Raw genomic sequence first — 21,990 nt, 5'->3', positions numbered from 1 at the left:
GATAAGCCTATGTTGAGTAAAAATGTTCAGTTGGTCATTCGGGACGCCCTCATGGAAGCCCACCGGCGACGGCATGATCTGTTGACTGTGGAGCATGTGCTCTTTGCGCTGACCAACAGCATGAAGGGGCGCATCATTCTTGAGGGCAGCGGGGCAAGCGTGCCTGTGCTGCGCGAGCAGCTTGAGGAATTTTTCAACAAGGAACTGGAACCCGTTTCCCTGGCGGAAAAGCACGAAGTCTCGCAGACGGACAGTGTACAGCGCGTGCTTGAACGCGCGCTGGAGCACATCCGCTCCTCCGGGCGCGATGCTGTGGAGCTTGGCGATCTGCTCATTTCCATCATGGATGAGGAGGAAAGCTACGCTCACTTCTATCTGCGCAAACAGGGCGTTGAACGGCTGGACGTGCTGACCTTCATTTCGCACGGGCTTGATGAAGGCTCTGGCTCGCGCGGCGTGGAAGCCGGGGCCGAAGCAGGAGACGGCGAAGCCAAGCCAGATCCTCTGGCCCAGTATACCGTTGAGCTTACGGCCCGCGCAAAAGAAGGCAAGATTGACCCCCTCGTGGGCCGCACAGCGGAACTTGACCGCGCGGTTGAGGTTCTGTGCCGCCGCCGCAAGAACAACCCCCTCTTTGTGGGCGACCCCGGCGTTGGCAAAACAGCCCTGGCCGAGGGCCTTGCCCTGCGCATTGTGGAAGGCAACGTGCCTGAAATGTTTGCCAAAACAAAGCTTTATGCCCTTGATATGGGCCTTTTGCTGGCTGGCACCCGCTACCGGGGCGACTTTGAAGGCCGTCTCAAGGCCGTGGTGCAAAAGCTCAAGGAGCAGCCCGACTGCATCCTGTTTATTGACGAAATCCACACTATCGTGGGGGCTGGTTCCACCTCTGGCGGCTCGCTTGACGCGTCCAACCTGCTCAAGCCCGTGCTCGCCAATGGCGAAATCCGCTGCATTGGTTCCACCACCTACGAGGAATACCGCAACCATTTTGAAAAAGACCGCGCGCTGGCCCGCCGGTTTCAGCGCATTGACCTTACCGAGCCGACCACGGAAGAATGCCTTGGTATTCTTGAAGGGCTTGAGCCGCGCTATGCGCAGTATCACCACGTGCGCTACAGCCCTGCGGCCCTCAAGGCCATGGTGGATCTTACCGCGCGGCATGTGCGCGACCGCCTGCTGCCCGACAAGGCCATTGACGTGCTGGACGAAACTGGCGCAGCCGTGCGCCTGGGCCGTGGCGTAACACCTGCCGGAAAGCCTGCCAAAAAGAGCGGCAAGGATGCCCCGCTGGTCAGCGTGGCCGATGTGGAGCGTATTGTGGCCCGCATGGCGGGCATACCCGTGCGCACTGTCTCTGGCAAGGAACGCAACAAGCTGGCAACGCTTGAAAAAGACCTCAAGAGTCTTGTGTTCGGGCAGGAAAAAGCCATAGAGCTGACCGTGCGTGCCATCTTGCGCGCCCGCGCCGGGCTTGGGCAGGAGCAGCGCCCCGCAGGTGCCTTCCTGTTCTACGGGCCAACGGGCGTGGGCAAAACGGAAGTGGCCCGCAGTCTTGCCAAGCTCATGGGCGTGGAATTTCTGCGCTACGACATGAGCGAATACATGGAAAAGCACTCTGTTTCGCGTCTCATTGGCGCGCCTCCGGGCTATGTGGGCTTTGATCAGGGCGGGCTCATGACAGAGGCCGTGCGTAAGGCCCCGTATTCCGTGGTGCTGCTGGACGAAGTGGAAAAAGCTCACCCGGATATCTTCAACGTGCTGCTCCAGGTAATGGATTACGCCACGCTGACGGACAATACCGGGCGCAAGACGGACTTTTCGCACGTTATCCTTATCATGACCTCCAATGCCGGGGCTTTTGAAATGTCGCGGCCCGCCATGGGTTTTGGCGGCACGGCCCCGCAGGATGCGGCGCACAAAGGCCTTAAGGCTGTGGAAAACACCTTCAGCCCTGAATTCCGCAACCGGCTGGACGCGCTTGTTCCCTTTGGCAGCCTCACAGAACCCATGATGTTGCGCATTGTGGACAAGTTTGTGGGCGAAATTCGCACCAGTCTTGAGCAGCGCGGCGTAACGCTTACACTCACGGAGACCGCCCGCAAGTGGCTGGCCCGCAAGGGTTTTGATCCCTCCATGGGGGCGCGGCCTCTGCGTCGTCTGCTGCGCACGGAGCTGGAAGACCGTCTGGCGCACGAACTGCTCTTTGGTTCGCTCAAAAAGGGCGGCAGCGCAAAGCTGACAGTCAAGGGCGAAGAACTGGCCCTTGAACATGAGGGCAGCGCGGCAAAAAGCCGCAAACCGGTGCCTGTAGACGCCTGATTATATGCACAAAGGCGGGCCGGGGCTGTTGCCGAATGCGGCAGTCCCGGCCCGTTTGCGTTGACGCTGTTTTCAAGGGCATCTGCCCCATCCCCCAAATATTCAAATGGTACTCTGTCGGCAAAGGACGCTATGATCGGGGCATTTACAGCACTGGCCTCTCAATTTCCGCCGCCGGAATCAGCCCGTGAAGACGGCTTGCTGTGTCTGGGCGGCGATCTGCGGCCAGAACGTCTGGTTGCTGCCTACAGCCGTGGGATTTTTCCCTGGTACTCCAAGGGAATGCCCATCCTATGGTGGTCGCCGGATCCCCGCTGCGTCATGCCCCTTGAGGGTTTTCGTTTGCCTGCGCGCAGCGCCCGCAAACTGCGCCTGCATCCTTTTGAACTGACCCACAACGCCGCTTTCGGGCGGGTTATCCGCGCCTGCGCAGCACCAAGGGACAAGGAGGGCGGCACCTGGATTATTGACGACATGATGCGCGCTTACGAAGACCTGCACGCCCTTGGCTATGCCCATTCCATTGAGGCTTGGCGCGATGGCGAACTGGTGGGCGGTCTGTACGGCGTGGCGCTTGGACGGGCCTTTTTTGGCGAATCCATGTTTCACACCCAGCCCGAAGCCTCGCGCGCCGCACTGGCAGGGCTTGTGGCCCTGCTGCGCCAGCGCGGAGCAACCCTGCTTGACTGCCAGCAGGAAACGCCGCACATCATGCGCATGGGCGGCGTGATGCTGCCGCGCGCAGTTTTTCAGGCCGAACTTGAGCGCGCCCTTGCCTCGCAAACGCAAACAGGCGCTGCGCAAAGTTGCGCAACGCCTGAAATGGCTGGAAGCGGTCTGCCGTTTCCGTGGCTGCCCTGGGGAGTTGTGTACAGTTATTCCCCGGACGGCTTCTGGGCGGCCAGATCGTAAAAACCATAGGCCGGGAAGGGCAGCGGATAGTCGCGCACCGCGTCAAAGCGGATGAAGCCCGTGGTCTTGCCGTCGCCAATGCCTGCCAGAGGCGCAACGCCAAAGGGCACGGGCAGATCAAGCGGGCAGACCGTGATTTTTTCAATCTGGTCGGCATAGCGCTTTTCAAGGTATTCCACCAGCGCGTGGCTTTCTTCTGCAGTGAAGGATTCAAGCACGCAGCGCAGGGCGGCTTCTTCCGTAGCGCCTTGCAGCACTTCTGCCGGAACGGAAGGGTCGGCAGGGGCCACAAGGCCAAGACCCTTGATGGCTTCCACTTCGGCGTCAGTCGCGCCGGGGCGGAAAATCTGCACGTCCAGATGGCGGCAGCCCTTGAAGGTGCTGAGGGTTGCGGCCACAATGAAAACCCGGTCGATGGGCAGATCTATCTGAGAAGGTACGAAGATTTTTTCCATGGCAATTCCCGTTCGTTATTGATGTAATCCTGTCCTCTTACTCCAAAACATAATATTATGGAAGATAATCAGGTCATCCCATTCAGCCTTGAAACGGCATACACGCCTACGGGCGACCAGCCCACGGCCATTGACGCTCTGGTGGACAATCTTCAGGCCGGGGTTCCCTCCCAGGTTTTGCTGGGCGTTACAGGCTCCGGCAAAACCTTTACCATGGCCAACGTCATTGCCCGCTGCAACCGCCCGGCACTGGTGCTGGCCCCCAACAAGACGCTGGCTGCCCAGCTTTACGGCGAGTTCCGGGGGCTGTTTCCGCGCAATGCCGTGGAATATTTTGTCAGCTATTACGACTACTACCAGCCGGAGGCCTATGTTCCGGCCTCAGATACCTATATTGAAAAAGATTCGTCCATCAACGACAACATCGACAAACTGCGCCATGCCGCCACTCACGCCCTGTTGACCCGGCGCGACGTGATCATTGTGGCTTCGGTTTCGTGCATTTACGGCCTTGGTTCGCCGGAATATTACGCCAAAATGGTCATTCCCGTTGAGGTGGGCCAGCACTTCCCCATGGACAAGCTCATCACCCGGCTGGTGGAAGTGCACTACGAGCGCAATGATTACGACTTCCACCGCGGCACCTTCCGCGTGCGCGGCGATGCCCTTGAAATCATTCCCGCCTACCATCACGAGCGGGCGCTGCGGCTGGAATTTTTTGGCGACGACATCGACCTCATGCGTGAGATTGATCCCCTCACGGGCGAGGTGCTGGCCGAGGTGAGCAAAACAGTGCTGTACCCTGCCAGCCACTTTGTTTCCGCGCAGGACAACCTCAAGCGGGCTGCCAGCGACATACGCGATGAACTGGCGGTGCGGCTCACGTATTTCAAGGAGCACGGGCAGCTTGTGGAGGCCCAGCGTATTGAGCAGCGCACCCAGCTTGACCTCGAAATGATTGAAGAGCTCGGCTACTGCAACGGTATTGAAAACTACACCCGCCACCTGGATGGCCGCAAACCGGGCGAGCCTCCGTCCTGTCTGCTCAACTATTTTCCCGAAGACTTCTTGCTCTTTGTGGATGAATCGCACATCACCATTCCGCAGGTGGGCGGCATGTACAAGGGCGACCGTTCACGCAAGCAGACCCTTGTGGACTACGGCTTCCGCCTGCCCTCGGCTCTGGATAACCGCCCCCTTCAGTTCAACGAGTTCACCAACCTGCTCAATCAGGTGGTTTACGTGTCGGCCACGCCCGGCAAGTATGAGCTGGATCAGGCTCAGGGCATTGTGGCGGAGCAGATCATCCGCCCCACGGGCCTTGTGGATCCTGTTGTGGAGGTGCGCCCCACCAAGGGTCAGATGGAAAACCTGCTGGGCGAATGCCGGGGCAAGGTGACGCTGGGCGAGAGGGTGCTTGTCACCACCCTTACCAAGCGCATGGCGGAAGACCTCACCGAATATTGCTGCAACATGGGCGTGCGGGCGCGCTACCTGCATTCGGATATTGATACGCTTGAGCGCATGCAGATCATCCGTGCATTGCGGCTTGGGGAATTTGACGTGCTGGTGGGCATCAACCTGCTGCGCGAGGGGCTGGATATACCCGAAGTGTCGCTTGTGTGCATCCTGGATGCGGACAAGGAGGGTTTTTTGCGTTCCATGGGTTCGCTTATCCAGACATTTGGCCGCGCCGCGCGTAACGCGCAGGGCAAGGTCATTCTGTATGCGGACAAGATCACCGATTCCATGCGCGCCGCCATGGGCGAAACCGAGCGCCGCCGCGCCAAGCAGTCGGCCTACAATGAGGAGCACGGCATCACGCCCACCAGCACCCGCAAATCTCTTGAATCGCCACTGGATAGCCTGTATGTGGAAGATGGCGGTGGACGCGGGCGCGGCAAGGGCAAGGGTAAACAGCGCGAGCCAGACGCAGTGCCGTTGACTGCCGAGGATGTCGCCGTTCTTGTTGCCAAGCTTGAAAAGGAAATGCGTCAGGCGGCCCGCGATCTGGAATTTGAACAGGCCGCAGAGCTGCGTGACCGCATCCGCATTTTGCGGGCCAGGCTTATCGCCATGCCCGAATAGACGGGGGCGCTTGCCCCTGTGAGCAGTGCCCCCGCAAAGCCCGTAAGCCAAACAAGGGCACGGCGGGCTGACCATCAGAAAGGTTTTTTCATGTCGCAGAATTCACGCAATGGCAGGCAGGAGCAGAACAGCCTTTTTGCTACTGGCCCCGCTGGCGGCCCCAGCAGCGAGGAGCGCAACCGCGCCCGCTGGCTGGCCGCAGAGCTGGAGCGCCACAATTATCTGTATCACACCCAGGATGCGCCGGAAATTTCGGACGACCAGTTCGACGCGCTGTTCCATGAGCTGGCCGCGCTGGAAGACCGCTGGCCGGAGCTGCGTTCTGCCCATTCGCCCACCCTGCGCGTGGGCGGCAAGCTGCTGGACGGCCTTGCCAAAAAAGCCCACAGCCGCCAGATGTACGGTCTGGACAACGTCTTTTCTGTGGAAGAGTGGCGCGATTTTGTGGAGCGTATGCGCCGCGCATGGGATACGGAAGTCAACGGCCCCCTGCCGCAGGCCTTCTGGTGTGACCCGAAGCTTGACGGCCTCGCGCTGGAAATCATCTATGCGAATGGCGTGTTGCAGGAAGCTCTGACGCGCGGCGATGGCGAGGTGGGCGAGGTTGTTACCGAGGCCGTGCGCACCATCCGCACCGTGCCCTTGCGCCTCAGGGGCGAGGGGCCGTTTCCCGCGCGGCTTGAAGTACGCGGCGAAGTGGTGATGTTTAAAAAGGATTTTGACGCCCTCAACGCCCGGCAGGAATCCCTGGGGCAAAAGACCTTTGCCAATCCGCGCAACGCGGCAGCCGGAACCCTACGCCAGCTTGATATCTCGGTTACGGAATCGCGCCCCCTGCGTTTTCTTGCTTACAGCCTTGGCGATGCGCAGTGGGCCCCGGCGCAGCCCTGCCGCCTGCATTCGGATCTGATGGCCCGTCTTAGAGAATACGGCTTTCTTACGCCGCCAAACGGCAAGCTCTGTGCGAATCCGCAGGATGTAGAAGAATATGTGAACTGGGTGCGCGAGAACAGGCCGGAATTTGCTATGGAAATTGACGGTGCCGTGGCAAAGCAGAACGACCTTGAAGCCCAGGAGGCGCTCGGCTTTACGGCGCGCGCGCCGCGTTTTGCCGTGGCCTTCAAGTTCCCGGCCATGCAGGCGCAGACCTTGCTTGAGGGCATAGAAATTCAGGTGGGCCGCACAGGGGCGCTTACGCCAGTGGCCATGCTTGCGCCTGTGGCTGTGGGCGGGGTCATGGTTTCGCGCGCAACCCTGCATAATGAGGATGAAATCCGCGCGCGCGACGTGCGCGTGGGCGATACCGTCATTGTGCAGCGCGCGGGCGATGTTATCCCCGAAGTGGTCGGCCCGGTGCTGGATAAACGGCCCGCAGGCGCTGAACCTTATCAGTTTCCCCGCACATGCCCGGCCTGTGGGCAACCTGTGTACCGCGAAGAAGGCGAGGCTGCCTGGCGGTGCGAGAATCTGGCTTGCCCCGCCATCCGGCTGCGCTCCATAACCCACTTTGTTTCCAAGGCCGGGCTTGATATTCAGGGCGTGGGGCAAAAGTGGATCGAGCAGCTTGTGACCAGCGGACGCGTACAGTCGCCAGCCGATCTGTTCAGCCTCACCGTGCAGGAGCTGCTGGGCTTTGAACGCATGGGCGAGGTGCTGGCGCAAAAGTTTGTGGATTCGCTGGAAAGCGCCCGGCACACCGCGACCCTGCAAAGGCTTATCAGCGCCCTTGGCATCCGCCACGTGGGCGAGCAGACGGCCCGCACCTTGGCGGCGCGCTTTGCCGATCTGGACGAACTGGAAAATACCACGGTGGAAAGCCTGCTGGCCCTGCCCGATGTGGGGCCGGAAGTGGCTTCGTCCATACGCAACTTCTTTGACAGCCCAGCCAACCGCGAGCAGCTTGCGCGGCTCAAGGAGAACGGCCCGTGGCCCAAGGGCGCGGATTCGGCTCAGGGCGCGCAAACCCTTGCCGAAGGGCCCCTGGCTGGCAAAACCATCCTTTTTACAGGCACCATCAGCGTGCCCCGCGGCACGGCGCAAAAGTGGGCCGAGGCCGCCGGGGCTGTTCCCCTTGGTGCTGTCAGCAAGAAGCTGGACTATCTGGTGGCGGGCGAAAAAGCGGGCAGCAAACTGGACAAGGCGCGCTCCCTTGGCGTAACCGTGCTGGATGAAACGGAATTCAGAAACCTGTTGCGTGAATCCGGTATTGAGCCGGAATAACGGAAACGGAGAAGCTATGAGCACTTCTATTATTGTGGTCGGGGCCAGCGGGCGTATGGGCAAAACCATCAGCGGGCTTGTGGAAGCCGACCCGCAGTTCACCCTTGCGGGGCTGGTGGACAGCCCGGAGCGTATAGCCGCTCTTGCGGGCGCTGCCTGCCCTGTTTCCGACAGTTTGGCGACCCTTTTGCCCAAGCTCCCGGGGGCAGTGGTCATTGACTTCACCGCGCCTGCGGTGAGCCTGCAATCGGCCAAGGCCGTTGCGCAGACCGGCAATGCCCTTGTAATCGGCACCACGGGCTTTACCGATGAGCAAAAGGACGAACTGCGCGCCCTTGCCTCCAAAGCTCCCATCTTTTGGGCTTCTAACATGAGCATCGGCGTGAATGTGCTGCTGAACATCCTGCCCCAGCTCACCAAGGCCCTGGGCGAGGATTACGATATTGAAATGGTGGAGCTGCACCACAACCGCAAAAAGGACAGCCCCAGCGGCACGGCTCTGACCCTTGGCGAATGCCTTGCCGAGGCCCGCGACTGGAAGCTCAACGATGTGCGCTGCTCCGCCCGTGACGGCATCATCGGCGCTCGCCCCAAGGAGCAGATCGGCATTCAGGCCATACGCGGCGGTGATGTGGTGGGCGTGCACACAGTGTACTTTATGGGACCTGGGGAGCGCATTGAAGTGACCCACCAGGCCCACTCGCGCGAGAATTTTGCGCGCGGCGCTATCCGCGCTGCTGGCTGGATGGCAGGGCAGAAGCCCGGCAAGCTCTACAGCATGCAGGATGTGATCAAGGATATTTAGAGATATGTTTCAGGCCTGCTTTCGTTCAGTGCTGACCGCAAGGTGAGGCATTGAGCGGCGGCAGGCCTGATTTGTTTTTATCGTCTGCCGTGCCTGTTGTAGTTATGGCAGAGCGCGAAAAAAGCCCCTGAATGGTAGACCATTCAGGGGCTTTGAGTTTGTTGCAGGGGAGGGCAGGCTTGCGCACTGCCCCGCTGTGTGTTTTTTAGGAAACCATCTGCGCAATGAGTTTTTTGAGCTCCTGAGCCTGCTTTGCCAGTTCCGTCACTGCGTTTGCAGATTGCGACATGGCGGAGGACGTCTCTGCGCTGATGGTGTTGATCTGCTCCACCGCGCGGTTGATCTCGTCGCTGGTGGCCGACTGTTCTTCAGCGGCGGCGGCGATGGAATGCGCCTGATCCGCAGCCTGATCCACCAGCACCACAATTTCAGAGAGAGCCTCGCCGGAGGTTCCGGCAAGCTCGGTGGTCTGCTCAATGGTGTCTACAGTCTGGTTGACCTGATCAATGTTCTGCGTGGTGCCGCTCTGTATGCCCTGAATGGCGGAACCAACCTCGCGGGTTGCCTGCATGGTCTTTTCCGCCAGTTTGCGCACCTCGTCGGCCACAACGGCAAATCCGCGTCCTGCTTCGCCCGCGCGCGCTGCTTCAATGGCCGCGTTAAGGGCCAGCAGGTTGGTCTGGTCTGCAATGTCTGAAATCACGGTCATGATCTGGCCGATGCTCTGGGCCTGATCACCCAGCGAAGCCATGCCGGTCTTGAGGCCCAGGGCCTGCGTGTGCAACTGATTGATGCCCTGCACTACCTTGTTGACCACTTCTGCGCCATGCTCCGCCTTGCGTTTGGCATTGATGGTAGTGTCGGAGGCGCCGCCCGCATTGCGCGCAACCTCAAGCACCGAAGCATTCATCTGCTCCATGGCGGTGGCGGTTTCAGAAACGCGCTGCGTTTGCTGATCCGCGCCTCGGCTGGCCTGCTCCACCTGTGTGGAAAGCTCTTCGGTCGCAGTGGAAAGCCTGTCGGCAATGGCATTGGCGTTCTGCGCCACCTGGGCAACGGCATCACGCTGCTGCTCAATGGTGGCCTGCTGCTTTTTGATTTCCGTCAGGTCGAACACAAGTGTTACTGCACCCACAATGTTGCCGTCCAGATCGCGGATCAGCGAGGCATCAATGCGCAGATTTTTGTGCTGGCCGTCTGCAAAGGTCATTGCTGCTTCAATGCCATGTGCGTTTACTCCCTCGCTCAGACATTTATGGCAGATGGTACGCTTGCTGGCATCCCCGTAGAAAAATTCAGCCGCTCCCATGCCCTTATACTCGTCTGGCTTGCCGCTCTTGCCCACAAGCTTGACCATGGCGTCATTCACATAGGTGATGCGCACATCTGTATCTGCAACCAGAGTGGGGAAGGTGATGCCCTGCAATACGCCATCGGCAAAGCCCAGGCGGTTTTTGAGCACTGCGGTCGTTTCTTTGAAATTGCCCGCAAGTTCAGACAGTTCAAAGCGATAATTGCCCTCGAGCGTTGCCTTGAAGTCGCCGTGCGCAATCTGCGCGCTGTAGTCCATGATGCTCTTCAGCGGGGCGGTAATGATCCGGCGAACCATAAATATGATGCTGCCCAGCAATACAACAAAAATACCGATGGCAACGAGAATAAGAATGTTGCGTTGCTCAACGGCGTCTTTTGCAAGATCGTCTGTAAAGGCGGAGGTGCAGACAAGCCAGCCTGTCCTTTCAATGGTTTGAAAAACAATTACCTTGTCCTTGCCCTGAAATTCGTAATCAAAAGAGCCGTTCTTGATTTTGAGCGCCTTGATTACAAACTCCAGCTTGCTGACATCGCTCATGTGAGTATCAGCCTTGGGGTGGGCGATAACACGACCGCTGGCATCAATAATAAATGCATAACCATGGTCTGCAACTGTTATGTTAAAAACATGGCTTTTAATATATTCAAGCCAGTTCATGGTCACGCATACAGCGCCAATGGGCTTGCCTGTGTCGCCAAAAACTGGAGTAGCAATGGCAAAGATTTCTTTTTTTGTGGTTTTTGCAATAACGATGTTGGGGTCAATGGCATCCTTGCCCTGCATGGCAGTTTTGAAATAGCCCCTTTCACTGTAGTTATTGCCAATAAAATTTTCTCCATTGGAGGATGCGCCGGAAACAGCAACGCCCTGCGAATTTAGAACAAAGATGGAATTGATTCCCTTGTATTCTTTGATAAGGGCTTTGATCAGGACGTCCATTTCGGCGCTGTTACCTTCGATGGCTTTTTTTGCCTGACCGCTCTGCGCCGGAACCTTGATCATGCTCATATTGGCGTCAATCATGTCATTGACGTTGGCAATGAGGCTGTTGTTTATGATCTTCATGCCGCCAACAGACGTATTGTTGACAATGTGGTATGAAGATTTGCCAACGTAAACAACAAAGATGGAAACACCGATAAGCAGGATTACGCTTATGAGCGCGGCTATAACAGTATTTACGCTCTTGAATGACAGACGTGGCATGATATCCTCCAATGAACTCGTGATGCATTTGTGATTATGATGTGATAATAACGTATGTTAAAAAAAATTAGCATTCCGTTAACACTTCACATCTCTCTAGAATATTTTCACTTTTACTAGTTTAAAAAATCGTCAAATCCAATATAAACTTTATATCTTTTGTAATAATATTTTGGAGAAAAGGCAGTAGTGTAGTATGTATTCATGTGATTATTGGAATTGAAAAATTTAATTACAGCAGAAATCCCGTTTGTATCATCTCCTGCTGAGTCTGAACACAGCGCCAAGTATGAGTGCGCCGCCTGCAAAAATGCCCAGACCGGGAGCATCGTTAAAGAGCATCCACGCAGCAATTATGGCGTAAACAGGTTCAAGCGTGATAATAACTGCTGCCTGTCGGGCCTTGAGGGCAGTGAGGCTGCTTACGTAAAGGCTGTAGGCGAGGGCGGTGCACAAAAGGCCCAGACAGATTATCCACAGCCAGTCCAGAGCGGCGATGCCCGGCACATCCGCTGCAGCAAAAGGCAGAAGGCAGATGATGATTACCGTATTTTGCCACCAGCAGGTCTGCATGCCAGACATGCCCCCGGCAAAGTGCCGGTTTGCAATGGCCACAAGTCCGTAGACAGCAGCGGAAACAATGCCCCAAAGCAGGCCGTGGGTTGCAGTATCAGCTAGCGAAAACGAGGGCGTCAGGCACACAAGCCCAATGCTTACCATGCCAATGCACTGCAATTCCCGGGCGTTTGGGCGCTCGCGGTAGGCTATGGCTTCAAACAGGGCCGTAAAGGCGGGAAAGCACGCAAAGCCGAGCGTGCCCACCGCAATGCCGCCCAGTTTTATGCCCATAAAAAATGTAACAAAATGGAGGGTCAGCAGAATGCCGCTTACGGCAAGGCCTGTCAGGTCGCGTGCCGCAATTCCATGCCAGGGCGGATCACGCCGAATAAGGCAAATGCAGCCAAGGGCCGCCACTGCGACCACGGCCCTGCCCCAGACAAGATCAATGGCGGAACACTGGCACAATTTGCCAAAAATGCCAGAAATACCAAACAGAACCGTGGCTGCGTGCATGCGGATCAGGGCTGCGCGCACGGCGCTTTGCTGCATTGCGTCCTTGTTGGGTGCTGTGGTAGATTGTAATTGTGGGGGCGCAGCCTGTCTGGCATTCTGCATGCAAGCTCCTTTATTCTGTCTGTGCGCTATGGATACATTCAAGGGCCGCGCGCGGCAAGCAGGGCTAGGCAAGGGGGCATGCATCTGGCGAATTTGTCATGCCCACAGCTTGATCAGCGGTAAGCCCGGACAATGTTTCTGAAAAAAAGTCTAGATTTTATCTTGAAATTCACGGGCAGGTAGTGTAGCGCAAAAAGAAAACATAGCGTAACACGATGCTTGGCGAACTTGCGCCAGGCCGCACGCAACATCGGGGGCATCATGCCGCAGGTCGCAGCACGTATTAACGACGATCAGGAACGCTGGCTCAAAGACTACTTCCGCACAAAGAGCGCGGGGGCGGAGTTTATCCTCCCCTGGGCGGTGGACACGTTTTTTCGGGCAATCACGGGCATCAAGCATATCTTTAGTGCTGCGGAGCTGAAAACCATTGTGGAAGCCCACAAGGATATGAAGCTCATGCCCGACCATACGCGGCTTTCGTATCTTTTGCTGCGCGTTACGGATGCCTGCGACATCAACGGCGTACATCTGCGGCATGGGGCCAGCAAATCCAGCCTTGAAGCCAAGATCAAAAGTCTGGACGACACGCAGGCCACAGCCCTGATGGTATGGGCCTCTGCTTTTTGGGTCAGCCGCAACTGCTCTGCGGAAAATATGGACGAGTACATCAAGGCGTATTGATTTTTTTGCGCCGTCTGCTTAGGTTCACACCGCTTTTGCGGCCCGGAGCGTAGCGACCAAACCGGGGCCGCGCCCGGTGAGGCTTGCGGCGCGCTTCATAGTTGTTGCATGCCGTGCTCATGCGCCCGCCGCTACCGGGCGGCGCGAGGGGTTGCCCTGTGCTGGCAACTCCTGCGGGGCGGGCAACTGCCGGATTCGGCATCATTCATGGTCGCTTGTGCGACCTTTTTTTAGGCGCGTTCAACCGCGCAAGAGAGTTTGTCATGCTGCAAATACTGCGGGCAAAACTGCATTGCATTCGTGTTACCGGGTGTGAACTGAACTACCACGGCTCGGTAACGCTTGACCCGGAGCAGTGCCGCGAGGCGGGCATCTACCCGCTGGAATTTGTGTATATCTGGAACAAGAGCAACGGACAGCGTATTTCCACCTACGTTATCTACGGCGAGCCTGGGTCGCGCTGCTGCATACTCAATGGTGCGGCGGCCCGGGCCTGTCAGCGTGGGGATGAAGTCATCATCAGTGCTTACGAATATGTGAACGGCCCGCAGGATCTGTATAGCCGCAAGCCCGTGGTGCTGACCTTTAACGAGGACAACAGCATTCATGAACGCCTGCGCTACGTGGTTGACGGGGAAGAAGACGGCGACTTTGGCTTTCATGTAGAAACCGAATAACCGCAGGCTCCGGCAGAACGCGCAAGATGTCCTTGCGACGAGCAGTGTACTATAAACGAAAAGAGGCCCCATGGGGCCTCTTTTCGTTTATACTGCGGCGCACAGAAAGCAGCGCGATCATTCGTTGGTGATAATAAGGTACAAATCGCCTTGCCACGGCCCCACACGCTTGCCCAGACCGCGCAGCCGGATGGGTTTGCCCACGGCAAAATCCGGCGGCAGGGTGATCTCGACAGTTTTCAGCTCGCCAGAAAGGGCCTGGCGTATTTGCAGGCGAATGCGCTTGCCGGGCGCAAGGTTGGCCGAGGGTAGCGCAAGGGTTTGTTCTTCATCAATCTGACGGCGCAGCCAGCCCTTGACCATGCCGGTAACGCCCTTGCTGTGGTCTTTGTTCCACTTGGGCGTGCCCCAGGCCAGATTGCTCTTGTGCAGTTTTACATTGCGCTTTTCTGCCGTGGTTTTTTCCTTGGGCTGGCCAAAAGCAGGCCCTTCCTTTTGGTAAGGCGCTTCCTGCTGTGGGGGCGCTTCTTCCTGATGCTGACGGTTCAGTTCGCTGTAAATATCTTCAAAAACGCGGCGGGCAAAGGGATCTGTAAGCAGGTCGCGCAGCACGTCATGCTCTGAATAGCCGTTCTGCGCAGTTTTTTTGTCTGCCGTTTTGTTCTTTTGCTGCTCTTGATTCTGCTCTTTTTGGGCTTTCCCGGTCTCGTCTGCGGCCTGCGCCCTGGCAGCGGCGTCAGCCGGGCCAGAGCTGGCTTCTTTTGCGTCAGATTCCGCTTGCTGCCCGTTGCTGCCTTGAGAGCCATTTTCAGCCTGGGCCTTCTGCTCAGCCCTGTCGTCAGTAGGCTCTTCTTTTGCGGCCCGCGCCTTGCTCTCTGCCTGGGCAGCCCTGGTGCCCTCTGTTGAAGCCCGTACGCCGTCCTCATGCTTGAGTATGGCGGAAAGGGCCACATAGGCCTCGTTGAGCAGCTGGAATTCCCGGCTGGCATCCGGGTTGCCGGGGTTGAGGTCGGGGTGCAGCTCAAAAGCGCGACGCCGATAGGCCCGCTTGAGGTCAGCCGTATCGGCGTCCTTTTTAAGCTTGAGAATGTCGTAGCATTCTTTCAGCGATATCTGGCGGGGGCGGCGTCGCATGATTACTTCAGGATAAGCGCATTGGCTTCACAGGTGGCATCGGAAGCAAGCAGGCCGTTGTCGCGCAGATAGTCGCGGCCTTCGCGCGCAAAATCCGCATGCAGCGCGCCAGTTTCGATGCCGGGGCAGAATTCCTTGGCCATGGCGAGGCTGGCCGGGTCTTCAATATTGCCGCGAAAAAAGGGCCATGCGCGGCAGATTGAAGGCTTGCCCTCATGTACGCCGCAGCCGCTGCCCTGGCGAAAAAACACGCAGTAGCCATCTTCGCCGCAGCGAATCTTGAGCTTGCCGCCAATGCGTTCGCAATAGTTTTCCGCCACGGCTTCCGGCGCTTGCTGCATGTGCGCTGCCAGCCGGATCAGGTCTGTGGGGCTTACGACAATGCCGCCTCTTCCTTCGCAGCAGTGGCCGCACATGCGGCAGTTGAAAACAGATTCTCTGTGAGAGGCAGACATGGGCTATAATCCTTGGCCTTAAAAAGTGAGCGAGGGGCGCATGAGGCGCTCGTGTTCCACCATGATGCAGGAATCTTCAACCACGGTCATGCCTGTACGGGCCAGCAGCTGACGTGCCTCGATCGAGCGTATGCCAAGCTGCATCCAGAAAACTTTTGGTTTCCAGGGCAGATCCAGCACTTCCTGCGCGTGGGCGGGGCAGTATTCCGGCGCGCGAAACAGATTGACGATATCCACCGGCTCGGGCAGTTCCGCAAGGCAGGTGACCGCAGGCAGACCCCATACGGTTTTGCGCACAGGATGGACAGGAAAAATTCTGTATCCCTGCTCCAGCAGATAGCGCCCGACCCTGTCCACAGCCTGACCGGGTTTGTCCTTGGCGCCGATAATGGCGATGCTGCGTGATTCGCCAAACATGGCGCGCATCAGTCTGTCGTCAAGCATAGTACATCCATACCGCAAGAGGGCGGATTATCAGCGGGCAGCCCTTTGGGTTGCTCCCGTTAGTATATCTGTAATCAGTTTTAATAGACGGCAATGGCAAAATGCGCAAGTTCCCAGCCCCGGTTTGGCTGAATCTTTTACCGAGGCAGCGCTAACTCCTTGCCGAGTTTGGCAATTAAAAGGAGGCAGGGCAAGCCCCGCCTCCTTTGTCGCAGCAATTGCGAAATGCGCTACGCGGCCTTGGGCGGGGGGCTGGTTTCCTTGCCGGATTCGCGCAAAGGGCCGGAAAAAAGCGGGGCTATTGCCAGGAGTTTATCTGTTTTGCCAAACAGATACACAACGTCATCGGCCTGGAACAGGTCGTTGGGTTCGGGCGATGCCTGGGTTGCGCCGTCACGCAAAATGGCAATAACCGTTACGCCGTATTTGCGGCGCATCTGGCTTTGGGCAAGGCTGATGCCGCAAAGGGGCGAAGCGGCGGCAAGGCGCATGGCCTGAACGCCCATCTCCGGCAGGCGGCTGACCATGGAATCAAGCGAGTTTACCGATGCGCTCATGCGGCGGATCATGCGGTAATTCTCCTGCCGGATACGCGCGGCAAAGGAATCTATGTCCTGCCGGGGAACCAGATAGCGCGTCAGCACGCGGCTGAAAACCTCAATGGAGGTTTCAAATTCTTCCGCGATCACTTCGTCCGCGCCAAGTGCGCGCAGGGGGGCCACCTCGCTCACAAAGCGGGTGCGCGCAATGATGTGCAGGTTGGGGTTGAACCGGCGGGCTTCGATAACAATGGAGCGCACAGCCGCCGGGTCGGAAATGACGATGGCGAGCACGCGCGCCTTGGTGACGCCCAGATGCTCCAGAACGATTGGCTGCGAAGCGTCGCCGTGCGAAATGGGTTCCTTGTGCCGATAGCGGGTAACTGTTTCAGGATTCATTTCAAGGATTGTGTAACATACGCCGGATTCTCGGGCCACATGGGCCAGATGTTTACCGCTGATGCCAAAGCCCACAATAATCAGGTGGTCATCCATGGCGCAGGCACCTTCGTGGTCTTCGGCCTTGGCGAGTATCCTTTCGTTGCGCTTGCCCGCAACCTTGTCGGCAAGGTGCGGGGCCACGGCCATAAGGCCGGGGGTCAGCATCATGGTGAGTACGCTTACATCAAGGAATGTCTGGTAGGCGTTCATATCAAACAGCCCTGCCGCCAGACCAGATGCCGCCAGAACAAAGGCAAATTCGCCCACCTGCGCGAGGGAAAGGGACGTAACGATGGCAGCGCGCAACGGGTAGCCCTGCACCAGCACCGAAGGCAGGGTGAGCAGGGATTTGATGACGATGAACAGCGCCGTCAGAACAATAATGGCCACAAAATGCTGTAAAAAAAACTCCAGATTCAGCATCATGCCTACCGAGATGAAAAACAGGCTCATGAAAACATCGCGGTAGGGCAGAATACCCGAAATAACGCTCATGCTGTATTCCGAGCGGGCGAGCATCAAACCAGCCAAAAAGGCCCCGAGCGAGAGAGAAAGGCCCAGATGGTTGGTCAGCATGGCCATGCCAAGGCACAGGCCCAGGGTGGAGAGCAGCAGTATTTCTCTTGTGCGGGTGCGCACCACGGCTTCCATAAGCCTGTTAAGGCCAAAGCGGGCAAACAGCAGCACGCCGCCCAGCACCGCCACCACGCGCAGGGTGGAGAACACCGCGCCCTGGAGCGAAAGCTCAAGCGTGCCCGCAAGCAGGGGCACCGCCAGCAGCATGGGCGCTACCATAATGTCCTGAAAAACAAGAATGGCTAGCGAAAGGCGGCCCGTGGGCGTGTTGGTGGCCCCGCGCTCCTGCAAAATGCGCAGCACGATGGCCGAGGACGAGAGCGCCACCAGACAGCCCCAGAAAAGGCCTTTCTGGTAGGTGGCGTCGCGCAGCAGCATGGCAATGCCCGCCACGGCAAGAACCGTCAGGCCGATTTGCAGGCTGCCGCCCAGAAAAACGGGCCGTTTCAGGCGGTTGAGGGCCTCGCCGGAAAGTTCCATGCCTATTGTGAACAGCAACATGGCAACGCCGAGTTCAGCAATATGATCAATGGCCTGCATATCCTTGACGATACCCAGCAGGGACGGGCCGCACAAAACGCCTGTAAGCAGAAAGCCCACGGTAGCGGGCAGTTTTATTCTGTTGCAGACGATGGTGACGAATATTGAAAGAAGAAAAATAATGACGATTTCATAGAGCAAAGGAACTTCCATGCAGCCTCCTGCGGCAATCTAGCACTGTGACCATATACAGCGCAAGACGCGCTGCCGCAACAATGTTTGCGGCAGCGCGATGCTCGTCCAACTGGTTGCAATGTAAGGCAGGATTGTAGTTGCTGCGCAAAACCTCAGCGGCTCTCGCGCATGTCGGGCAGAGCCACAAAAGGCCCGACAGTTATGCCCTGCGAGGGGGCCTGCATGATCTGTTTGCCATCGTCCATGCGTACCAGACCATTGGGCAGAAATTCTACCCGCAAGGGAACAACTACTGTGCGCAGCATGGTGAGCTGATCTTTTTCCATGCGCGGCGACATGCATTTCTGCTCCGCGCCCTGCTGCCAGCGCAGGGAGCAGGCGGCTGTGACAAGGCTGGAAACCGCGCCGTCTTCAGCAAAGCACAGGGAATTGACATCGCCGCAGATGGCCGAGGCGGCGGGGTCGTAGGCCGCAATCTGTCCAATGGAGGTCAGCACATGCGCAGGGCGCGCTGGTTCGCAGCTTCGCAGCGCGCCGCTCTCATAAAAGGCGCAGCCGTACCTCACGGGCATGGGGCCTAATGGGGTGGCAAGCAGGATAGTTTCGCCGGGCCAGAAGGTGACGCTTTCCAGCACGCCAGAAGGATAGAAACGCAGGCCCTGAACCTTTGCGTTCACTTCCTGCCCATGCAGAGAAAGGGATAGCTGGCTTGCCAGTTTGCGCTCGTCCTCTTCTGTCCAGTAGCCGCTGAGCTTGCCCTTGCGCAGGAGTATGCGCTTGAGCGCGCCGTTTCCGTGCCAGGCCAGCCATTCTGCGGGCATGTCGCCAAGGGGTGTGCTGACTGTTGTTTGATCTTGCAGCTCCAGGCTGCGCCACATGCCGTTGGGGTAGAGGCTGAAGCTCTTGACGCCGCTACGGCGCACGTCTTCCGGGTCATGGTGGGGCGTGAGCCAGCCGTGGGGCGTGGGCACGGTATCTTCGGCCAGCAGGCGGCAATCCTGCGGCGCGCCGCCGGGCCAGCGGGAGAGCACATGCACGTTTGTGATGGTGCCGTAGGGCGTGGCCACAGTTTCAAGTTGCAGGGCGGTACCCATAACATAGACTCCTAACGTCCATTGGACGCAGTTTCACCGCAAAGCGCATGCGAAATCCGGGCGCGGACGGTTCCGTCTTCCTGTCGGGTGAGGGCGCAGGTCAGGCGCTGCTGACGCATGTGCTCCTCAAGCCAGGGGGGCATGTGCCCGCAGATGAGTTCCAGTTCCACAAAGGGTGTGGACGCAAAAAAGGGACGCAGGGCTTTTTTTGACGTAATTTCCGGGTGTGCGGCCTGCACTTCCATAAGATTGATGCTGTATACGCCGGGCGTATCTGTGGGCGTGGGCGCGGTGGGAATCTGCGCCTCCCCCTGGGCGGAAGCCAAAATCTCGCTGGCAAGGGCATCCAGAATATCGGGCGAGAATGCGTCCAGCTCGCACAGGCAAAAGCCCATGCGGCTCAGTTCGTTGTAGGCAAGACCGGAAATACTGGCCCCGGCTATGGCAGCCTCTGCGGGCAGCAGAAGGGCCAGTTGACGCAGCCGGTCTCGTATCTGGGGCAGAGTTGCGCAGCCTTCAAGAGAAAAAGGCACTGGATCACAGGCATGCCAGCCCTTGCCCGTGCTCCTGTCGCGCTGCCAGAGGGAAAGGTGGGTGCAGTTTTCCATGGCGGTGATTGAATTATCTGTATTTTCCAACACTGCAATGCAGTCGCATTTCATGGCGATCTCCATATGCTTGGGCGTCCAGAGTGTTAGCGGCAACGAGTGATGTAATTATTAAAAATAACATCTATCTGACGTAATTATGATAAACTTGTTTTAGCACAAGATGGATTTTGTTCTCTGCCAAGGAAGACAAGCCTGTTTTTGAGGGAGTGTACTCTTATAGTACTCGACCGAAAAAACTGGCGCAGTGTAACGCTGGCAGAGGACAAAAGACGCTTGTGCCGTTAAAGACCAAAGGGGCGCGTGCCATAGCTATACCCCAAATGCTTGCCCCAGCCGTTCATGGATTTTTGCGGTAAAAGTGTAGCCGCAAGGCGTTCCAGTTCAAGTGCCTTGCGCGCATCTACGGCGCAGGATGTATTGCCAAGCCGCGCAGCCGCCGCCGTAAAGGTGGCAAGCCCGCAGTTGCCCGCCCGTTCGCCAATGCCCCACAACGTTGTATTAACGTAGCGCGCCCCGGCGTTCACAGCCATGAGTGAATTGGCAACAGCCATGCCAAAGTCGTTGTGCGCATGGATTTCCACATCCACGCCTGCCTCGCGCAGCATGCGCACGGCCCGCCAGACCTTGTCTGGCGTGTAACAGCCCACAGTATCGCTGAGCCGCACCCGCACCACGCCGCACTGGCGTGCCGCCTTTGCCGCTTCGCGCAACTGGTCGGGCGAAGCGTGGGAGGCGTCTTCAAAGCCGACAGTCACTTCCGCGCCACGGCTTGCGGCGAGCGCCGCGCACTTGGCAAGGGATGCCATCACTTCGGCGCGGGTGGTTTTTAGTTTGTCCTTGATCTGCCGGTCAGAAACCGGGCAGCACAGATGGATGATATGCGGAGAGCAGTCAAAGGAGTGGCGCACGTCGCTTTCGCGCAGGCGGTTCCAGGTGGACACGCGGGCATTGGAACAGGCCTCGCGGATGGAGCGGATGGTGCCCTTTTCGTTTTCGCCCATGGCGGGAACGCCCGCCTCAATCTGGTCCACGCCAGCTTCGTCCATCATGGCGGCAAGGCGGATTTTCAGGGCAGGGGGGAATGCAAAGCCGGGAGCCTGCTCGCCGTCGCGCAGGGTGGTATCGACAATAATGATCTCAGGCATGGCCCACCTCCACAGAAGCCGTTGCGCCCGAAAGACCGCAACAGTCCGTTCGGGCAGAAGACAAGGATTCGGGGGGATGGCATGTGTGACACAGGTCGAGAAACTGAGCATCGGTCAGGCTGTACTGCTGCTGCTCGGCAAGCTGTTGCACCAGTGCAAGCATATGTTCTTCTTCCGTGCGCGGCAAGTTCAAACCAAGCTGGCGGGCCTTGATGCGCAGCGAAACGCGCCCTGAGTGCTTGCCCACTACAATCTGGCGTTCAAGCCCCACAGTGGCTGGCGTATACGGCTCGTAGAGAAAGGGCTTTTTGACAATGCCGTCCACATGGATGCCGGATTCTACAGCAAAAATATCCGCACCCAGCACGGCCTTGTGGTGGGAAACTTCCTGGCCCGCCTCCTTGAGCATGGCTGTTGCTTCAGGCAGTTTGTCCAGATGCGTCAGGCCGGTTTCCAGGCCCTGGGCGTACAGGCTCAGGGCCACTTCCTCCAGCGCGGGCCCGGCATCGGGGCCGTGCAGGGCAGAGCCGCCAATGCAGCCCGCCACACGGGGGCCGCCCTTGAGCAGCCACAGCACGGCAAGGGCCGTGGCGCAGGCCGCATGGTCGCCGGGGCAGAATTCCACCGTATCCTTGATGGCGGCAAAGCGCGGCCAGAGTTCCGTTTCAAAGGTATAAAGAGCGTCACAGCAACCGCTCAGGCGTGCCCACGGCCCGTTAAGGATCGGGCGTTTGCCTGTGCGGCGGGCCTTGACGCTGGCTGCTGCAAATTGCAGGTCTGGGGGAATTTCGACCACAAAACCCATGTGGTGCATGAGGTCGATCCATTCCCCGGCCCAGAGCGCAAATGCGTCTGCGGTCTGCCTTTCCTCTTGCGAGTGCGCGGCTGGCAGCACCCGGTAGAGCAGGCAGAGCGTTCTGTCCACCAGTTGCGGCATGGAAATAACCTCTTGGCAAAGATGGCGTGTGCCCCGGCCTGACCGGTTTGCCTCCGGCCAGGCCGTTGGAATGGGCCGG

General features: G+C 58.2%; 18 protein-coding genes. 7 read left to right on the top strand and 11 right to left on the bottom strand.

All coding sequences use genetic code 11. From position 1 onward, the window contains the following. Positions 1-9: 9 nt before the first annotated feature. Together clpA and aat are read left to right on the top strand one after the other, a co-directional pair. Positions 10-2,322 carry an ATP-dependent Clp protease ATP-binding subunit ClpA gene (clpA, locus tag QZ383_RS12700; protein WP_291445948.1) on the top strand — a complete coding sequence of 771 codons (2,313 nt, stop codon included), beginning with the start codon at positions 10-12 and terminating at the stop codon, positions 2,320-2,322. Between the two features lie 132 nt (positions 2,323-2,454). Then, complete coding sequence (gene aat, locus QZ383_RS12695; RefSeq protein WP_192112009.1) at positions 2,455-3,234, top strand: leucyl/phenylalanyl-tRNA--protein transferase; 780 nt, start codon at positions 2,455-2,457, stop codon at positions 3,232-3,234. On the opposite strand, the gene QZ383_RS12690 is transcribed toward aat, so the two are convergent. Next, complete coding sequence (locus QZ383_RS12690; RefSeq protein ID WP_291445945.1) at positions 3,198-3,689, bottom strand: hypothetical protein; 492 nt, start codon at positions 3,687-3,689, stop codon at positions 3,198-3,200. The two genes, aat and QZ383_RS12690, sit on opposite strands and share 37 nt — an antisense overlap. Positions 3,690-3,746: 57 nt before the next feature. Between QZ383_RS12690 and uvrB the strand changes: the two genes are divergently transcribed. The 3 genes from uvrB (at position 3,747) to dapB (ending at position 8,802) form a co-directional block, all read left to right on the top strand. Further along, positions 3,747-5,777, top strand: coding sequence for an excinuclease ABC subunit UvrB (gene uvrB / locus QZ383_RS12685; RefSeq protein ID WP_291445943.1), 2,031 nt, complete (start codon positions 3,747-3,749; stop codon positions 5,775-5,777). A gap of 90 nt (positions 5,778-5,867) precedes the next feature. Further along, the gene (gene ligA, locus QZ383_RS12680) at positions 5,868-7,997 is read left to right on the top strand and encodes an NAD-dependent DNA ligase LigA (RefSeq protein ID WP_291445941.1); all 2,130 of its coding nucleotides are present in this window, start codon (positions 5,868-5,870) and stop codon (positions 7,995-7,997) included. A 16-nt stretch (positions 7,998-8,013) separates the two neighbouring features. Then, positions 8,014-8,802 (top strand): 4-hydroxy-tetrahydrodipicolinate reductase, encoded by a 789-nt coding sequence (dapB, locus tag QZ383_RS12675; RefSeq protein WP_291445939.1) that lies wholly within the window; start codon positions 8,014-8,016, stop codon positions 8,800-8,802. 205 nt (positions 8,803-9,007) lie between these two features. Here the strand turns inward: dapB and QZ383_RS12670 are convergent, their stop codons facing one another. Both QZ383_RS12670 and QZ383_RS12665 read right to left on the bottom strand, forming a co-directional pair. Then, positions 9,008-11,323, bottom strand: a complete 2,316-nt coding sequence (locus QZ383_RS12670; protein WP_291445937.1) for a methyl-accepting chemotaxis protein — start codon at positions 11,321-11,323, stop codon at positions 9,008-9,010. 255 nt (positions 11,324-11,578) lie between these two features. Next, entirely contained in the window at positions 11,579-12,499 is a 921-nt protein-coding gene (locus QZ383_RS12665) for a DMT family transporter (RefSeq protein WP_291445935.1), read from the bottom strand. A gap of 261 nt (positions 12,500-12,760) precedes the next feature. On the opposite strand from QZ383_RS12665, the gene QZ383_RS12660 reads away from it, so the two are divergent. Both QZ383_RS12660 and panD read left to right on the top strand, forming a co-directional pair. Then, positions 12,761-13,183, top strand: a complete 423-nt coding sequence (locus QZ383_RS12660; protein WP_027180902.1) for a hypothetical protein — start codon at positions 12,761-12,763, stop codon at positions 13,181-13,183. Positions 13,184-13,446: 263 nt separating this feature from the next. Beyond that, positions 13,447-13,860 (top strand): aspartate 1-decarboxylase, encoded by a 414-nt coding sequence (gene panD / locus QZ383_RS12655; protein ID WP_022659245.1) that lies wholly within the window; start codon positions 13,447-13,449, stop codon positions 13,858-13,860. A gap of 117 nt (positions 13,861-13,977) precedes the next feature. Here the strand turns inward: panD and QZ383_RS12650 are convergent, their stop codons facing one another. From QZ383_RS12650 to QZ383_RS12615, 8 genes are all read right to left on the bottom strand, one after another. Next, entirely contained in the window at positions 13,978-14,994 is a 1,017-nt protein-coding gene (locus QZ383_RS12650) for a J domain-containing protein (protein WP_291445932.1), read from the bottom strand. A gap of 2 nt (positions 14,995-14,996) precedes the next feature. After that, positions 14,997-15,449 (bottom strand): YkgJ family cysteine cluster protein, encoded by a 453-nt coding sequence (locus QZ383_RS12645; protein WP_291445930.1) that lies wholly within the window; start codon positions 15,447-15,449, stop codon positions 14,997-14,999. 18 nt (positions 15,450-15,467) lie between these two features. Then, on the bottom strand, positions 15,468-15,893 hold the full coding sequence (locus QZ383_RS12640) for a CoA-binding protein (RefSeq protein WP_291445928.1): 426 nt from the start codon (positions 15,891-15,893) through the stop codon (positions 15,468-15,470). Positions 15,894-16,123: 230 nt separating this feature from the next. Beyond that, positions 16,124-18,142, bottom strand: a complete 2,019-nt coding sequence (locus QZ383_RS12635) for a cation:proton antiporter (protein WP_291445926.1) — start codon at positions 18,140-18,142, stop codon at positions 16,124-16,126. Positions 18,143-18,276: 134 nt separating this feature from the next. Beyond that, positions 18,277-19,218: a hypothetical protein gene (locus QZ383_RS12630; protein ID WP_291445924.1), complete on the bottom strand. Its 942-nt coding sequence runs from the start codon at positions 19,216-19,218 to the stop codon at positions 18,277-18,279. A gap of 11 nt (positions 19,219-19,229) precedes the next feature. Next, on the bottom strand, positions 19,230-19,880 hold the full coding sequence (locus tag QZ383_RS12625; protein ID WP_291445922.1) for a Fe-only nitrogenase accessory AnfO family protein: 651 nt from the start codon (positions 19,878-19,880) through the stop codon (positions 19,230-19,232). A gap of 230 nt (positions 19,881-20,110) precedes the next feature. Beyond that, complete coding sequence (locus QZ383_RS12620; RefSeq protein WP_291445921.1) at positions 20,111-20,974, bottom strand: hypothetical protein; 864 nt, start codon at positions 20,972-20,974, stop codon at positions 20,111-20,113. Then, complete coding sequence (locus QZ383_RS12615) at positions 20,967-21,911, bottom strand: hypothetical protein (protein ID WP_291445919.1); 945 nt, start codon at positions 21,909-21,911, stop codon at positions 20,967-20,969. Before QZ383_RS12615 ends, QZ383_RS12620 begins: the two co-directional genes overlap by 8 nt. Between the last annotated feature and the right edge of the window lie 79 nt (positions 21,912-21,990).

The organism is Desulfovibrio sp., assembly GCF_019422935.1.
Lineage (GTDB): Bacteria > Desulfobacterota > Desulfovibrionia > Desulfovibrionales > Desulfovibrionaceae > Desulfovibrio.
This window is presented reverse-complemented; position numbering and strand designations above follow the sequence as displayed.